Genomic DNA, 15,396 nt, shown 5'->3' with positions numbered 1-15,396 from the left:
GCGCTCGCTACCTGCTCAAGCCTGCGCACGCAGCGGCTGTACCGGCACGGGCAACGCGGACGCGGCGCCATCGGCCGCCGTTTCCACGCTGCCGCCGGCTGCCGGCAACGCTACTGGCAAAGGCGCTGACAAAACAAAGGGCAGCACCTGCGCCTTGCCACGGCGCGCCTCCTGCGCGCGCGCATCGTGTGCGAGGAACTGGTAGGCGATGGCAAACCACGCTTCGCCGACGATGACCTTGCGCGCCAGCGCGAACAGTTCGCGCTCTTCTTTTTCCAGGCGCTGCAGCAAGGCCGCGCAAAAGGCGTCGATGGCGGCGCACAGCTGCTCGGCCTGCAATTCGGAATGGTCGATGGCGGCGCCCGCGCGCTGCTGCACCACGTTGATGCTTTCCAGCGCCACGTGGTTCAAGCCATTGAGCTCATTGAGCAAGCCGTCGGCATGGGGTGCGGCCTGGCGGATGGCGGGCACCAGATACATTTCCACCTTGCGCCAGTAGCCGCCCTGGTACAGCCGGCTCAGCCAGTCGCCCGCATACTGCACCTGCGCCAGGCTGAGTCTGCTCTGCTGGCGCAGCTGCACATGCATGTACTTCTGCAAGGCCAGCAGGCTCATGCGGATGCTGGCCTGTTCGACCGACAGGGAAACCAATATATATGTTGCCGTAAGCATGCACTCACTCCCGAAAACGCGCTGGATGTCTGATCCTGGAAGTGAAAGTGTAAAGACTACCGACAGCGATGGGTTTGATCCTGCACAAACCTGCAGCGGGCCAGCCGCGCTTTCTTTTACGGCGCGCGCAGGCCGATATGCAGGTTGACAACGCCGGGCTCTTCCGATGGCGTGACCTCGCCACCAAAGCTTTTCACCAGCCGCTGCATGCCCTTGTTGCGCGCCATCGCCTCGCCCACCAGCGCTTCCGTGCCGCGGCTGCGGAAATAGTCGACCAGCTTTTCGAACAGGATGTGGCCCAGGCCCTTGCCCTTCAGGGCCGAGCGCACGGCGATGGCGAAATCGGCATGGATATTGTCCGGGTCGGCCACGGCGCGCACCACGCCCAGGGTTTCCGGCTTGCCGTCCGGCCCCGTGTGCGTGGCGATGAAGGCCATGGCGCGGTCGTAATCGATCTGCGTCAGGCGCGCCAGCTGCGACACGGGCAGCTCGCGCATGGAGGTAAAAAAGCGCAGGCGCACGTCGTCCGGGTCCAGCGCGTGGAACAAATCCATGTGCTGCGGCGCGTCTTCGGGGCGGATGGGGCGCAGCAGGATGGATTGGTCCATCCACGTCACCTGCTCTTCCAGCTCCTGCGGATACGGGCGGATGGCCAGGCGGTCGCGCTGCTGGCCCGGCTGCAGGCGAATGCGCGCGTCGAGGGCGATCACGCCGTGGGCATCGGCCACCAGCGGGTTGATGTCGAGTTCGGCCAGTTCGCCGATGTCGGCCACCAGTTCGGCCACCTGGATCAGCGTGTAGCAGATGGCGTCGATGTCGGCCGGCGGCTGGTTGCGGTAGCCGGCCAGCAATTTCGACACGCGCGTGCGCGCCAGCATGTCGCGCGCCAGCACCATGTTCAGCGGCGGCAGGCCGATCGCATGGTCGGCCGTCACTTCTACGGCGATGCCGCCCTGCCCCACCAGAATCACGGGACCGAAAGCGGCGTCCGTGGTGACGCCGACGATCAGTTCATGCGACTGCGGCCGGCGCGCCATCTGCTGCACGGTAAAACCGTCGATCAGCGCGTCGGGGCGCATGCGGCGCACGCGCTTGAGCATGGCGGCGGCGGCCGTGCGCAGGATGTCGGGCGCGTCGAGGTCGAGCGCCACGCCGCCCACGTCGGATTTGTGGGCAATGTCGGGCGAATGGATTTTCAGCGCCACCGGGTAGCCGATGTCGGCCGCCACGGCCAGCGCCTCTTCCACGTCGGCCGCCATGCGCGTGGTGGCGACGGGGATGCCGTAGGCGGCCAAAATCTCCTTCGAACGGCATTCGCCCAGCACCGTCTGGCCTGCGGCCAGCGCGGCGGCGACGATTTCGCGCACCCTGGCGCGGCGCGGCGTGGCCGACATGGGCAGCTGCGCCGGCACCTGCATCAGGGTTTCCTGGTTGCGCCGGTACTGCACGATCTGCATGAAGCCATGCACGGCCTTTTCCGGCGTGTCGTAGGTGGGAATGCCGGCGCGATTAAAAACCTGGCGCGCGGGCGCCACCGTGGTGCCGCCCAAGAGGCACGACAGCACCGTGCGCGAGGTGGCCTTGATCAGCGGCGTGACGGCTTCGGCGATGTCGATCGACGAGACCATGGCCGTGGGCGCATGCAGCAGCAGCAAGGCGTCCGCCTGCGGCTCGTCGAGCAGCGGCTTGATGGCGTCGGCATAGCGCTGCACGGCAGCGTCGCCGGGCAAGCCGACGGGATTGTCGTGCGACCACCCGCGTGGCAGCGCCTTTTCCAGCGCGATCACGGTATCGGGGGAGAGTTCGGCCAGCTTGCCGCCGCTGCTCACCAGCGCATCGGTGGCCATCACGCCCAGGCCGCCGCCGTTGCACAAGATCGCCAGGCGCTCGCCGCGCTGGGAACGGATGTGCGTGAGCGTTTCCACGGCGTCGAACAGCTCTTCGGCCGAATACACGCGCAGCATGCCGGCGCGGCGGATGGCCGCGTCGTAGACGGCGTCGGAACCGGCCAGCGCGCCCGTATGCCAGGCCGCCATGGCCGCGCCTTCCGCCTCGCGCCCCGCCTTCAGGACGATGACGGGCTTGCTGCGCGCGGCCGCCCGCGCCGCCGACATGAATTTGCGCGCCGCCTGGATGTCTTCCATGTACAGCAGGATGGCGGCCGTGTCGACGTCGCCGGCCAGGTAGTCGAGCAGGTCGCCGAAATCGACGTCGTAGCTGGCGCCGAGCGAAATGAACTTGGAAAAGCCCACGCCGTGCGCATTGGCCCAGTCGAGCACGCCCGACACCAGCGCGCCCGATTGCGACACGAAGGCGATCTTGCCGCTCGTCGCACCGACGTGGGCGAAGCTGGCGTTCAATCCCAGTTTGGGCACCAGCAGCCCCATGCTGTTGGGGCCCAGGATGCGCAGCAAATGCGGCTTGGCCGCCTTCAGCATGGCCAGGCGCAGCGACTGCTCGCGCACGGGGTCGAGGCCGGACGTCATGACGATGACGGCGCGCGTGCCCAGCGCGCCCAGTTCGCGGATCAGGGCCGTGATGGTGACGGGCGGCGTGCAGATGATGGCCAGATCCGGCGCCTTGGGCAGGTGCGCCAGCTTGCGGTAGCATTTGAGGCCCATCAGCTCGTCGTACTTGGGATTGACGGGCCAGATGTCTCCCTGGTAGCCGCCGCCCAGCAGGTTGTACAGGGCGATGGCGCCCAGCTTGCGTTCGCGCGCCGTGGCGCCGATCAGGGCCACCGAGGCCGGCTTGAACAGCTTGTCGAGATTACGGATACTCATGTTCTGGCCTCATGGATTGCCGGAGCGGGATTGCCGGAGCGACTACGCGCCAGTGTATAGGATGCGTTGCCAAAAAAATTTGACCTTGTCGTGCATTTCACGAAAAAACAATACGCCTACCAGCGCGAGCGGTGGCTTTCCGTCACGCCCGCCAGCTGCGCCACGATGCGCTTGGGCGAGTCCGCGCTGGTGCGCACCCAGCCGCTGAACGTGCCGATGGGCTGGATGTAGCGGCTGGCGGCGATCCCCAGGTTTTTATCCTCGCGCCGCGCCCCCTCGGGTTTGAAGTGCAGGTCCAGCAAATCGTCGTCCGTCCATACGTGCCACGGCGCCAGCGGGTTGTCGGGATTGAAATCGAAATGCGCACGGCCCAGCGGATACAGCTGGCCGTCGAGCCACAGCGCGTTTTCATGCGCGCCGAAATAGCCGGCCTGCAGGTTGAAACCGAGGTCCAGGCTGTGCGCCGAGGCCCAGCGCCATTCCGTCTCGCGCGCCAGCAAGCCGTTCGAATAATCGAAGCTGGCCACGCCGTCGTCCAAACTGTAGCCGACGGCGCCGCAGCGCACGGTGCCCCACAAGGGCAGACCGCCCGATTTTTGCGTCGCATGCGCGCTGCCGCCCTCGCCCACGGGGCCGATGGCCAGCAGGGTAGGCGCCACGGGCGGGCCGCATTCCGCATCGATGCCGAAATGGCCGCAATCGAGCCGCAATCGGTAGCGCTGCTGCGGCTGCGCCTCGATGGAGATCACTTGCGAGAGGAAACGGAAACGGCTGGAGGCGCCAGCATGCGGCGCCACCGTGGCGCACAGGCCGGGGATGCCGTCCTGCGAAAAGGTCGCCACAATCTTGCCCTTGTGGCGGTCGAAGGCATAGGCGAAGGCCGTGCTGGTCCAGCCCAGGTCGACGATGGCCACGCCGCAAAACACGGCCGGTGTCGACAGGGCCACGTAGTGCCAGCGCTTGTGGTGGAACAGGCGCCACAGGGCGCTGCGCGCGTAGGGCGGCGCCAGCGCGGCCCAGTCGTAAGCGTCCAGCTGGCCCGTATAGCGGCCAAAACATGGCCGGCCGTCGGCGGCGAGCAGGGATGGCGGCGCGGGCGGCAGCATCATGCGGCCTGCCTTGCGGCAGCGCCGCCGCCGTGCAGCGCCTCGGCCAGCTGCGCGCCGAAGGCGGCCGGCTGCGCCTGGGTTATCTCGACCTGCGGGCAGGCATGCCAGAGCGCCAGGCGCCGCACGGCGCCGGCCACGTCCTGCACCAGGCGGGGGCTGATGCGCACGCCCTCTTCCAGCACCAGCGACTTGATCTCGAAGCGCCCCTGCACGCGGTGCGCCTTGGCGTCCAGGCGTCCTACGAGCGCGCCGCGGCGCAGGATCGGCAGGGTGAAATAGCCGTAGCGGCGTTTTTCGGCCGGCGTATAGCATTCGAGCCGGTAGTCAAAATCGAACAGTTCCAGCGCGCGGCGCCGGTCCCAGACGACGGGGTCGAACGGCGACAAGATCGTCGTCAGCGTGGGCGCCAGCTTGCCGGCCGCCGCCGCGCGTGCCAGGTCCGCCTGGTCGGCATGCACGTACACGCCATCATCCCAGCCGTCCACCGTGCAGCGCAGCAGCGCGCCCTCGTCCACCAGCGCCTGCAGATCGTGCGCCAGGCTGGCGCGCGACTGTTTGGTGCGGAAATAGTCGCTGATCCATCCGGCCCGCGCCAGGCCCAGCGCCTTCACGCTGGCCAGCAGCAAACGGCGGCGCACCTGTTCTTCCGGCGGCAGCAAGCCGTCGTGCCAGCCAGGCAGCACCCGTTCGGCCAGGTCGTAATAGCGCTGGAATTGATGGCGCCTGGCGATCATCAGCACGCCCGACGTAAACAGCACTTCCAGCGAACGCTTTTCCGGCTTCCAGCTCCACCAGCCGCCCGCCTGGCCATCCGTGCGCTCGAAATCGGCCGAGCGCGCGGCGCCGTTGGCGCGGATGTGGTCGAGCACCGAAGCGACGGCCTCGCCCTGCTCGGCCATCCATTTGACCGAATACTTCCAGCCCATGGCGGCCGGGTCCAGCATGCGGTGGCGGTACAGGCCATAGTCTTCGATGGGCACGAAGCACGCTTCATGCGCCCAGTATTCGAACAGCGCGCCCTCGGCCAGCAATTGCTCGAGCCACGGCTGCGGATAGTCGCCCAGCCGGCTCCACAGCACCAGATACGGGCTGCGCGCCACCACGTGGATGGTATCGATCTGCAGCACGCCCATCTGGCGGATGGCGTTCAGCACGTCGGCCTTCACGGCTTTTTTACGCCGCGCCTGCAGCAAACCCTGCGCGGCCAGGTGCAGGGCGCGCGCGGCGGCCAGCGAGAGCGGGGGGAGGTCGGAAGGCGGGTGCTTGTCTGGTCTGTGCATAACAGAAAGATACCGCATTCCGGACGCGCCTTGTGCGTTTTATCGCTATCGGATCGCGCAGCCGGCAGCCACGCTATGCGGCGGGAAACACCAGCGTCACCGCCAGCCCCCTGCCCTGCAGCCCGGCGCCCAGGACGATGACAGCGCCATGCCGCTCGGCGATGCGGCGCACGATGGACAGTCCCAGGCCGCTGCCTGGCGGCTGCGCGCCGTCCAGGCGCACCAGGCGTACAAAGCGCTCGAACACGCGTTCGTGCCATTCCTCGGCGATACCCGGTCCCGTATCGGCCACGCGCAGGTAGCTGCGTCCCGCTTCCACGCCGCAGCTGATCTCGACGGCGCCCGGCGACGGCGTGTAGCGCAGCGCATTGTCGACCAGGTTACGCAGCAGCATCTGCAGGCTGTCCGCATGCAGCGCGCACGGCGCCGGCGCAAGGTTCACGGCCAGCGACAGCCGGTACGGCGCGGCCAGCGCCTGCCACTGCGCGCCCTGCCCGGCCAGCAGGTGCGCCAGGTCGCCCGGCGCCAGCGCCACCTGGGCTTGCGCCTGCGGATCGAGCCGGGCCAGCGCCAGCAACTGGTTGACGAGGCGCGTGGCGCGCTCCACGCTGACGCCCAGCGCGGCGATGAATTCCTCGCGCTCGTCCGCGCTGCGGGCCCGCTGCAGCACTTGCAGATTCGTCTTGATGGCGGCCAGCGGCGTGCGCAGTTCGTGCGCCGCATCGGCCGTGAAGCGCTGCTCATTGTCACGGCTGTGCCGCACCCTGCCGAACAGGCGGTTAATTTCCAGCAGCAGCGGATGCAGCTCGGCGGGCGCGCCGGCGAGCCTGACGTCAGCCAGCTCATCGGGCGTGCGCGCCGACACTTCATCGGCGCACGCCTGCAGCACGCGAAACACGCGGTGGATGCTCCACCAGATGGCGATGGTGGCCAGCGCCACCAGCAACAGGCCGAACAGCGCGATGCGGTAAAAGAAGCCGCGGCTGATGTCGTCGCGGTGGCTGGTCGGCTCGGCCACCAGCAACTGCAGGCTGCGCTGCGGGTTCCACAGCGAAAACAGACGCCAGCGCTGGCCGCCTATCGTCGTCCACGACAGGCCGTCGGGCGCACTGCGCGACAGGGCGATGTCGGTCGCCGCATCGTTGCGGTACAACACGCGCTGCTGCGCGTCGCGCACCTTGAACAGCAAATACTGGTGGGGATTGCGCTGGCCGCGCAGCGGCAAGTCGACGGGCCCCGTCAAGCCGTGTTCGCGCGCCTCCTTTGTCACCAGCGACAGCAGCAGATGCCCCGTCTCGGTCAGTGACTGGTCGAACAATTCCTGGCTTTCACGGCGCGCTTCCACATACACGATGACGGCGCTGCCCACCCACAGGGCCAGGGTCAGCCCCAGCAGGACCGCCAGCAGGGTGCGTCGCAGCGACCAGGTTTTCACGCCGGCGCCGGCAGTTAAGAATCTCTTAAGAACTTCTGCGCAAGATCCGGAGCGAAATATTTTCTGGGTAGCCATGGACGCAATTGTAAATGATTCTTATTGCTTTCATGATTCCCATTCTCTCGCCAATACAGAGCAATTATTAATTAACCCTTCAGGAGTTTGCATGTCCAACCGCACCCGCCGCGCGCCCTTGCCGCGTCCCACCACCCTGGCCCTGGCTCTGGCCGCCCTGTCCTGCCTGCCGGCTCACGCCCAGACGGGCACGCCCGCCAGCATGCCGGAAGTGGTGGTCTCCGCCTCCGGTTTCGAGCAGGACATCAAACAGGCACCGGCATCAATCACCGTGCTGACGCGTCAGGAACTGTCGAAGGAGCGCTTCGGCAACCTGACGCAGGCGCTGGAAAGCGTGGAAGGCATCGACGTGGGCGCGGCGGGCGACAAGACGGGCGGCATGAACATCAGCATCCGCGGCATGCCCAGCGACTACACCCTGGTGCTGATCGACGGACGCCGCCAGAATGCGGCCGGCAACGTCACGCCGAACGGCTTCGGCGGCACGCAGACGAGCTTCATCCCGCCGCTTGCCGCCATCGAGCGCATCGAGATCATCCGCGGCCCCATGTCGACCCTGTACGGTTCCGACGCCATGGGCGGCGTGATCAACATCATCACGCGCAAGGTGGGCAAGCAGTGGATGGGTTCCGTTTCGGCCGACTACACCGCGCAGCAGGAATCGGACTTCGGCGACGTGAAAAGCGGCCGCTTCTACTTGAGCGGTCCCATCGCCACCGACCTGCTGGGCCTGTCCCTGCGCGGCAGCAAGCAGCGCCGCGACGCGGCCGACATCCGCGTCCCCAACGCGGCCGGCGCGGAAGTGCCCGCCAGCATGGGCGCCAATCCCGTGCGCGCGGACGTCGAGAACTTCGGCGCGCGCCTGGCGTTCACACCCAACCGTTTCCATACCGTCATCCTCGACGCGGATGCGGGCCGCCAGACCTACGACAATGCGCGCGGCCAGCTGGGCACCAAGACCGTGCAGGGCGGCTACGGCCCCGAACAGAAATACAAGCGCGACCAGTGGACCCTGTCGCACACGGGCCGCTTCGGCTTCGGCACCCTGGACAGCAGCTACATGGTGAACAAGACGGAAACCCTGGGCCGCACGATTCCGCCAGGCACGCCCGGCGCCGTCGCCGGCAGCGCGCGCACCCTGGAAGTGGAAAGCCAGGTCTTCGACACCAAATTGGTCATGCCCTTGGGCAAACACATGGCCACCGTCGGCGCGCAATGGTGGAAAGCGGACATGACGGACGGCGTGGCGCCAAAGAAATTCGAATTCACGCAAAAAGCCCTGTTCGTGGAAGACGAATGGCAGGTGCTGGAGAATCTCGCGCTGACCTTCGGCGCCCGTTATGACGATCACAGCATCTTCGGCGGCCAGACCAGCCCCCGCGCCTATGCCGTGTGGAACGCCAACCCGATCTGGACCATCAAGGGCGGCGTCAGCAAGGGCTACAAGACGCCACGCGTGGAACAATTGTCGCCAGGCATCAACGGTTTCGGCGGCCAGGGCACGATTCCCCTCGTCGGCAGCCCGGACCTGAAGCCGGAAACGAGCACGACGACGGAAATCGGCGCCTACTTCGACAACCTGGCCGGCTGGACCGCCAGCGGCTCCCTGTTCAACAATAAGTTTAAGGACAAGATCACGACGGGTACCGGCCTCGTCAACTGCGACTACCGTCCCTCGCCGAACCGTCCCGGCTGCGTCAGCTTCGGCAACTGGCCCAACGTCGATGCATTTGGCCAGTCGGTCAACGTGGATGAGGCCGTCACGCGCGGCGTCGAGCTGAACACGCGCTTCCCGCTGGGCAAGACCTTGTCGGCCAGCGCCAACTACACGTACACGGAAAGCGAACAGAAGAGCGGCAGCAACGCGGGCAAGCCGCTGAGCGACACGCCGAAGCATGCCCTCAACGCGCGCCTGTCGTGGGATATCTCGCGCGACTGGAACGGCTGGCTGCGCGCCGAATACCGCAGCGAGCGCTTCCGCGATCCGGGCACGTCGGCAGCCACGCGCGCCGCCAAGGCCGCGCTGGGCGACTACCAGGGCTACACCATGCTGCACCTGGGCACCAGCTACCAGCTGAGCCAGCGCGTGACCCTGAATGCGGCCGTGTACAACCTGCTCAACAAGGACTTTATCGACTACCAGCCCTACCGCGCACCGGCATTGAACTACGCCAACCGCTACGTCAACAGCCTGGACGGACGCCGCTTGTGGCTGTCGGCCACCGTCGATTTCTGATGATGTGATGGCTTGTTAAGCATCACCGCGACGGGCTGCCTCAAGGCGGCCCGTTTTTCTTATCAAGACGCTTTCGGCTTGTCGATGCAGTAACCGATCGCATGCACGGTGCGTATCACGTCCCGCCCCAGCTTCTTGCGCAGATGGTGGATGTGCACTTGCACGGCATTGCTTTCCACTTCATCGCCCCAGCTGTACAGGTTTTTTTCCAGCTGTTCCCGGCTCAGCACCCGGCCGCCGTGTTCCAGCAGCAGTTGCAGGATGCGGAATTCCTTCACCGTCAAGGTCACGGGCAATCCCCCTTGCGTCACCTGCCGGTCCGCGATATCGAGCACCAGGTCGCCATGCACGAGGTGCTCGCGCAGGCGGCCCGCGGCGCGCCGGCAGGCGCTGCGGATGCGCGCGGCCAGCTCGTCGAGGTCGAACGGTTTCACTAAAAAATCGTCGGCGCCCGCGTCCAGGCCGGCGATGCGCTCGCCCACCGTGTCGCGCGCCGTGACGACCAGCACGGCGCCGCTGTAGCCATTGTCGCGCAGCACGCCCAGCGCCTGCATGCCGTCCTGCCCCGGCAAGCCCAGGTCGAGCAGGATGCAGCCGTAGTCGTGCAGGCGCACGGCCGTGTGCGCGTGTTCGGCGCTCGTGACCCAGTCGACGGCATAGCCGCCCTGTTCCAGGCCGATCTGCGTGGCGCGGCCCAGCTGCGGGTCGTCTTCGGTCAGCAGGATGCGCATGGGGAAGCGGCGCGGTCCGCTCAGTCCTTTTTCTTGATCAGGCCGGCCAGCGCGGCAAACGGATTGTGCGTGGCGGGCGCGACCTCGGCCGACAGCAGGCCGGCGCCACGGTCCGCTTCCAGATAGCGCGAGTGTTCATTGTCATGACAATACAGACACAGCAGTTCCCAGTTGCTGCCGTCGGGCGGATTGTTGTCGTGGTTGTGGTCGCGGTGATGCACCGTCAGCTGCTGCACGTTGGCGCGCGTAAATTCGCGCATGCAGCGGCCGCAGACCCACGGATACATCTTCAGCGAGCGTTCGCGGTAGCCGCTCTCGCGCTGGTCGGCGGCGCGGCGCGCGTCGGCCACGATCTTGTCCAGTCTTGCCGCGTCGGGCTTTTTACTCTGCATGACAACTTTCGATATGGGAGGAAGAAGCATCCATTTTAATGAGGATGGGGGCGCAATTGTACTTTTTCTGCCACTGCGCCAGCCCGTGTCGCCGCCCGCGTGCTTTTTTTAGCGTGCGCGGCACCACAGGTACTTGATTTAACGCAAAATAAGCCCAGCGACAGACCGCAAACAGACGGCGGGAGGCAACAACAGGGTTACGCGCAACACAGCCGATTTCGGCTATGATGCGCGCCACGCCGCCCCTCCCTTTTTCATGACCCTAGCCTGCAAGCGCCCGTGATAGCGATAACAAGACCCCTGCAACGCCTTGCCCGCCGCCTGTACCGTCTCAGCCTGGTGCCCCTGTTCGCGCTCATCCTGCTGCTGGCGCTGTGGGCGGCCGTCCTTTACCAGGTGGGCCAGGAACGGGCCGGCGCCGTACGCGACGCCGTGGCCGTCAGCCAGTCGCTGGCGCGTACCCTGGCCGACCATACCAGTTTCACGCTGCGCCAGACGGACCACGCCACGCAATTGTTCAAGCTCAAATACGAGGAAACGGACGGCGGCCTGCGCCTCAATGAATTCACGCGCCGCCAGGGCCTGCTCGACAGCGTGCTGCCGTCGAAGCTGGAACTGCCGATCGCCCTCGTCGACGCGCATGACAATGTGCTCGACAGCGCCAACGCGTATCTGCCGGAAAACCTGGCCACGCAGCCATTTTTCAGGGCGCTGGCCGCCAATGCGTCCGATACGGCCCTGGTCGACACGCCCATGCTCGACGCGGGCAGCAAGCACTGGACCATCCGCCTGGCGCGCCGCCTGAACGATGGCCATGGCCACTTTGCCGGCGCCATCGTCATCCTCGTCGACCCCACGTATTTCGTCGACGATTACGACCGCCTGAACCTCGATGAACAGGGGGCGCTGATGCTGGTGGCGCGCGACAGCGGCCTGACGGTGGGGCGCATCGGCGAACAGCGGCTCCTCAGCGACCGCATCGACTTCCGCATGCCGGGACCGCCCGAACACGCGCCCGAGGAACTGCTGATCGAGCCGCCCGTCGATGCGACGGCGCGCATCTACAGCTACCGCGAGCTGCCGCGCTACCCGCTGCTGGCGGTGGTGGGCATCAGCCGCGCCGCCGCCCTGGCCCGCTTCGAACAGCGCCGCCTCGCGTATGTGGGCGCGCTGCTCGCCGCCAGCGTGCTCATCGCCGGCTTTACGGCCCTGCTGATGCGCCAGAGCGCGCGCCTGCGCCGCAGCATCCGCCAGGCCAAGGAAGCCCAGGCGCTGCTGCGCGCCGCCCACCAGGGCAGCCTCGATGCCGTGCTGCTGCTGAAAGCCTGGCGTCCCGCGCCGGGCAAGCCGGTGGAAGACTTCATTTTCGCCGACGTCAACGAGCGGGCCGCCGACATGCTGGGCAAGCCGCGCTCCGAACTGCTGGGACAGCGCGTGCTGCCGCAGGTGCCGCTGCTGCGCGGCGAGCGCTTTTTCAAGCGTTTCGTGCTGGTGATGGAAACGGGCCAGCCGCTGGAAGATGAATTCGAGCTGAGGCTGGCCTCGGGCGGCACGCGCTGACTGCGCCATCAGGTGGTGCCGATCGCCGACGGCGTGGCCGTCACCTCGCGCGACATCAGCGCGCGCAAGCATGACGAACTGGCGCTGCAGGATAACCGCAGCTTCCTGCAGTCGCTGATTGACCATTTGCCCGTGCTGGTCTATGTGAAAAGCGCGCGCCCGGAAAACTTCGGCCGGATGGAAGTGTGGAACAAGGCGGCCGAAGACATCACCGGCCACCTGGCCGCCGACGTCATCGGCAAGACCGATTGCCTGGCCTTCCCGCCCGACTTCGGCCTGCACGACGCCGAGGACGACCGCGCCATCCTGGCCGAACGGGGCGTCATCGACCATACGGAAAAGCCGCTGCGCCTGGCTGACGGCAGCCTGCGCTACCTGCGCGCCGTCTCCGTGCCCGTGTTCGACGAGCGCCAGCAGATCGAACATATCCTGTGCATCGCCGAGGATATCTCGCAGCGCCGCCAGCAGGAACTGGAATTGCGCCAGAAACAGGCAGAACTGGCCGCCGTCAACGACGCCTCGCCGCTCGGCCTGGTGCGCCTGGACCACCAGCGCCGCTGCACCTACGTCAACCGCACCTTCGAAGCCATCACGGGCCTGCCGCGCGCGGCCGCCCTGGGCGCCGGCTGGACCAGCGCCCTGCACCCGGACGACTATCCGCTGATGCACGTGGCGCTGGAACAGCTCACGCGCAGCCACGCGCCATTCCAGTCCACCCTGCGCTGCCTGCAGCGCGACGGCAGGCTGGTCTGGGTCTCCGTCAAGATTGCCCCCATCCTCATCGACGGCCGGATCGACGGCTACGTGGGCAGCCTGGACGACATCACCACCTTGCGCGAATCGGAAGTGGCGCTGCTGGAAAGCGAAGCGCGCCTGCGCACCATCGCCGACACCTTGCCCGCCATGATTGCCTACATCGACGCCGACCAGGTCTACCGCTTCCTGAACATCGCCTATGAACGCGAATTCGGCCTGACGGGCCAGCAGGCGCTGGGCAAGAGCGTGCGCGACACGGTGGGCGAGGCGCGCTACGGCACGGTGGCGCCGTATATCGAGCGCGTGCTGGCCGGCGAAACCCTGAGCTTCGAGGAAGAAGACGAGAAGGAAGGCATCGAGCGCTGCATGGAAGTGATCTACATCCCGCAGATCGGCGAAGACAGGCTGCAGGTGGTGGGATTTCACGTGATGCGCCAGGACATCACCGTGCAAAAGCGCGAAAAACAGCGGCTGCTGAAGCTGGCCCAGGTCGATGTGCTGACGGGCCTGTCAAACCGCGCCGGCTTCCAGCAAAAACTCAGCGACGCCATGCACGCGAGCCGCCGCCAGCGGCACCTGATGGCCGTCATGTACATGGATATCGACCGCTTCAAGCCCGTCAACGATACGCACGGCCACGGCACGGGCGACGCCCTGCTGCGCGCCTTCGCCCAGCGCCTGACGCAGACCATGCGCGCCACCGACATCGTCGCCCGCCTGGGCGGCGACGAATTCACCATCATCATGGAACAGATCGCCCGGCCCGACGACGCGGCCGTGCTGGCGGAAAAAATCGTCGTCGCCATGCGGCAGCCGTTCGAACTCGACGGCATCACTGTGCGCATTTCCGCCAGCATCGGCCTGGCCTTCTACCGCGACGAAGACATCTCGCCCGCCGTGCTGCTGCAGCGGGCCGACGTGCTGCTGTACCAGGCCAAGCAGGATGGGCGCAATACTTACAGGGCAGGCGCATTGACGGCTTGATGGCTGAGGGCAAGCCCAACTGAAGGCTGGGGTCAGTCGCTTCGTGATCGGCAAGTTCCCTAACTGGAAACTTGCCCCCAACGGGTCTGCCCCCCTATCATTCCTGCTATATTGGCGCCTGTCTTCCCTACCCTTGCCCCACCATGCGCCTGCTGCACACTTCCGACTGGCATCTGGGCCAGACCCTGCACAATTATGAGCGGGGCTACGAACACCAGCGCTTCCTCGACTGGCTGCTCGACACGCTCGTCGCCGAACAGGTCGACGTGCTGCTCGTCGCCGGCGACGTGTTCGACAACGCCAACCCGTCGGCCGCCTCGCAAAAGCAGTTGTACGTGTTCCTGCAGCAGGCGCGCGCGCGCCTGCCCGCGCTGCAGCTGGTCGTCGTCGCCGGCAACCACGATTCGGCCGGCCGGCTCGAAGCGCCCGGCCCCCTGCTGGCCGCGCATGGCACGCACGTGATCGGCCATGTGCTGCGCGACGAGGCAGGCAATATCGACCTGGAGCGCCTGCTGCTGCCCTTGGCGGGCGCAGATGGGCAGGTGCAGGCCTGGTGCCTGGCCGTGCCCTTTTTGCGCCCCGGCGACGTGCCGAAGCTGCCGGCCGGCGACGCCCAGGACGCCTACCTGGGCGGCATCGCCCTGCTGTACCGCCAACTGGCGGACCTGGCGCTGGCGCGGCGCCAGCCCGGGCAAGCCATCATCGCCATGGGCCACTGCCACATGGTGGGCGGCGAAATGTCGAACGACTCCGAGCGGCGCATCGTCATCGGCGGCACGGAAATGCTGCCGTCTGGGATTTTCGATACGTCCATCGCGTATGCGGCGCTGGGCCATCTGCACAAGGCGCAGGCCGTCGGCGGGCAAGAACATATCCGCTATTGCGGCAGCCCGATACCGCTGTCCTTCGCGGAAGTGAATTACCGCCACCAGGTGCTGTGCCTCGACATCGACGGCGAAGCGCTGCAATCGGTGCGCGTCATCGCCGTGCCGCGCGCCGTGCCCCTCTTGCGCGTGCCCGCCACGCCGGCGCCGATCGCCGAAGTGCTGGCGCAGCTGGCCGCGCTCGACGTGCCCGCCGCGCCACCGGAAGCGCAGCCCTTCCTGGAAGTGCGCGTGCGCCTCGATGCGCCCGAGCCGGGCCTGCGCACGCGCATCGAAACGGCGCTCGACGGCAAGCCGGTACGCCTGGCGAAGATCGAGACGTCGAGCGCCGCGCGCAGCAACGCGCCCGAGAACATGACGCTCGACCAGCTGGGCCAACTGCAGCCCGACGACATCTTCCGCCGCCTGTATCTGCAAAAATACGCCAAGGAAGCGCCCCCCGAACAACTGTCGGCCCTGGCCGAACTGCTGCTGCCCGGCGCCTGAGCACATCTGAAGA

The 15,396-nt window shown here is 66.8% G+C and carries 12 protein-coding genes; 4 read left to right on the top strand and 8 right to left on the bottom strand.

All coding sequences use genetic code 11. The features are described 5' to 3' along the window. Positions 1-15 precede the first annotated feature (15 nt). From ACQ4W4_RS12595 to ACQ4W4_RS12575, 5 genes are all read right to left on the bottom strand, one after another. Positions 16-672 (bottom strand): hypothetical protein, encoded by a 657-nt coding sequence (locus ACQ4W4_RS12595; protein WP_436542282.1) that lies wholly within the window; start codon positions 670-672, stop codon positions 16-18. 116 nt (positions 673-788) lie between these two features. Beyond that, positions 789-3,455, bottom strand: a complete 2,667-nt coding sequence (locus ACQ4W4_RS12590; protein WP_436542281.1) for a bifunctional acetate--CoA ligase family protein/GNAT family N-acetyltransferase — start codon at positions 3,453-3,455, stop codon at positions 789-791. A 116-nt stretch (positions 3,456-3,571) separates the two neighbouring features. Beyond that, a complete protein-coding gene (locus ACQ4W4_RS12585; RefSeq protein ID WP_436542280.1) occupies positions 3,572-4,564 on the bottom strand; it encodes a DUF2804 domain-containing protein in 993 nt (330 codons plus the stop codon). After that, on the bottom strand, positions 4,561-5,844 hold the full coding sequence (locus ACQ4W4_RS12580; protein ID WP_436542279.1) for a winged helix-turn-helix domain-containing protein: 1,284 nt from the start codon (positions 5,842-5,844) through the stop codon (positions 4,561-4,563). Before ACQ4W4_RS12580 ends, ACQ4W4_RS12585 begins: the two co-directional genes overlap by 4 nt. Positions 5,845-5,917: 73 nt before the next feature. Beyond that, on the bottom strand, positions 5,918-7,279 hold the full coding sequence (locus ACQ4W4_RS12575; protein ID WP_436542278.1) for a sensor histidine kinase: 1,362 nt from the start codon (positions 7,277-7,279) through the stop codon (positions 5,918-5,920). Between the two features lie 166 nt (positions 7,280-7,445). Between ACQ4W4_RS12575 and ACQ4W4_RS12570 the strand changes: the two genes are divergently transcribed. Continuing rightward, a complete protein-coding gene (locus ACQ4W4_RS12570; protein ID WP_436542277.1) occupies positions 7,446-9,590 on the top strand; it encodes a TonB-dependent receptor domain-containing protein in 2,145 nt (714 codons plus the stop codon). A gap of 62 nt (positions 9,591-9,652) precedes the next feature. Here ACQ4W4_RS12570 and ACQ4W4_RS12565 read toward each other — a convergent pair whose 3' ends face one another. From ACQ4W4_RS12565 to ACQ4W4_RS12555, 3 genes are read right to left on the bottom strand one after another with little or no spacing between them, the layout of a single operon-like run. Next, positions 9,653-10,321, bottom strand: coding sequence for a response regulator (locus ACQ4W4_RS12565; RefSeq protein WP_436542276.1), 669 nt, complete (start codon positions 10,319-10,321; stop codon positions 9,653-9,655). A gap of 20 nt (positions 10,322-10,341) precedes the next feature. Continuing rightward, entirely contained in the window at positions 10,342-10,713 is a 372-nt protein-coding gene (locus ACQ4W4_RS12560; RefSeq protein WP_131687343.1) for a YajD family HNH nuclease, read from the bottom strand. After that, the gene (locus ACQ4W4_RS12555; RefSeq protein ID WP_436542275.1) at positions 10,703-10,951 is read right to left on the bottom strand and encodes a hypothetical protein; all 249 of its coding nucleotides are present in this window, start codon (positions 10,949-10,951) and stop codon (positions 10,703-10,705) included. Before ACQ4W4_RS12555 ends, ACQ4W4_RS12560 begins: the two co-directional genes overlap by 11 nt. Before the next feature lie 41 nt (positions 10,952-10,992). Between ACQ4W4_RS12555 and ACQ4W4_RS12550 the strand changes: the two genes are divergently transcribed. The 3 genes from ACQ4W4_RS12550 to ACQ4W4_RS12540 all read left to right on the top strand — a co-directional run bounded on the left by ACQ4W4_RS12550 (position 10,993) and on the right by ACQ4W4_RS12540 (position 15,383). After that, positions 10,993-12,273: a hypothetical protein gene (locus tag ACQ4W4_RS12550; protein ID WP_436542274.1), complete on the top strand. Its 1,281-nt coding sequence runs from the start codon at positions 10,993-10,995 to the stop codon at positions 12,271-12,273. A 15-nt stretch (positions 12,274-12,288) separates the two neighbouring features. Next, positions 12,289-14,013 carry a sensor domain-containing protein gene (locus ACQ4W4_RS12545; RefSeq protein WP_436542273.1) on the top strand — a complete coding sequence of 575 codons (1,725 nt, stop codon included), beginning with the start codon at positions 12,289-12,291 and terminating at the stop codon, positions 14,011-14,013. A gap of 143 nt (positions 14,014-14,156) precedes the next feature. Continuing rightward, positions 14,157-15,383 carry an exonuclease SbcCD subunit D C-terminal domain-containing protein gene (locus tag ACQ4W4_RS12540; protein ID WP_436542272.1) on the top strand — a complete coding sequence of 409 codons (1,227 nt, stop codon included), beginning with the start codon at positions 14,157-14,159 and terminating at the stop codon, positions 15,381-15,383. Positions 15,384-15,396: the final 13 nt, after the last annotated feature.

Origin of the sequence: Janthinobacterium glycogeni (assembly GCF_051380725.1) — a bacterium.
Taxonomy (GTDB): domain Bacteria; phylum Pseudomonadota; class Gammaproteobacteria; order Burkholderiales; family Burkholderiaceae_D; genus Janthinobacterium.
The sequence above is the reverse complement of the archived record's forward strand: the minus strand, read 5'-3'. Positions and strand labels throughout refer to the sequence as shown.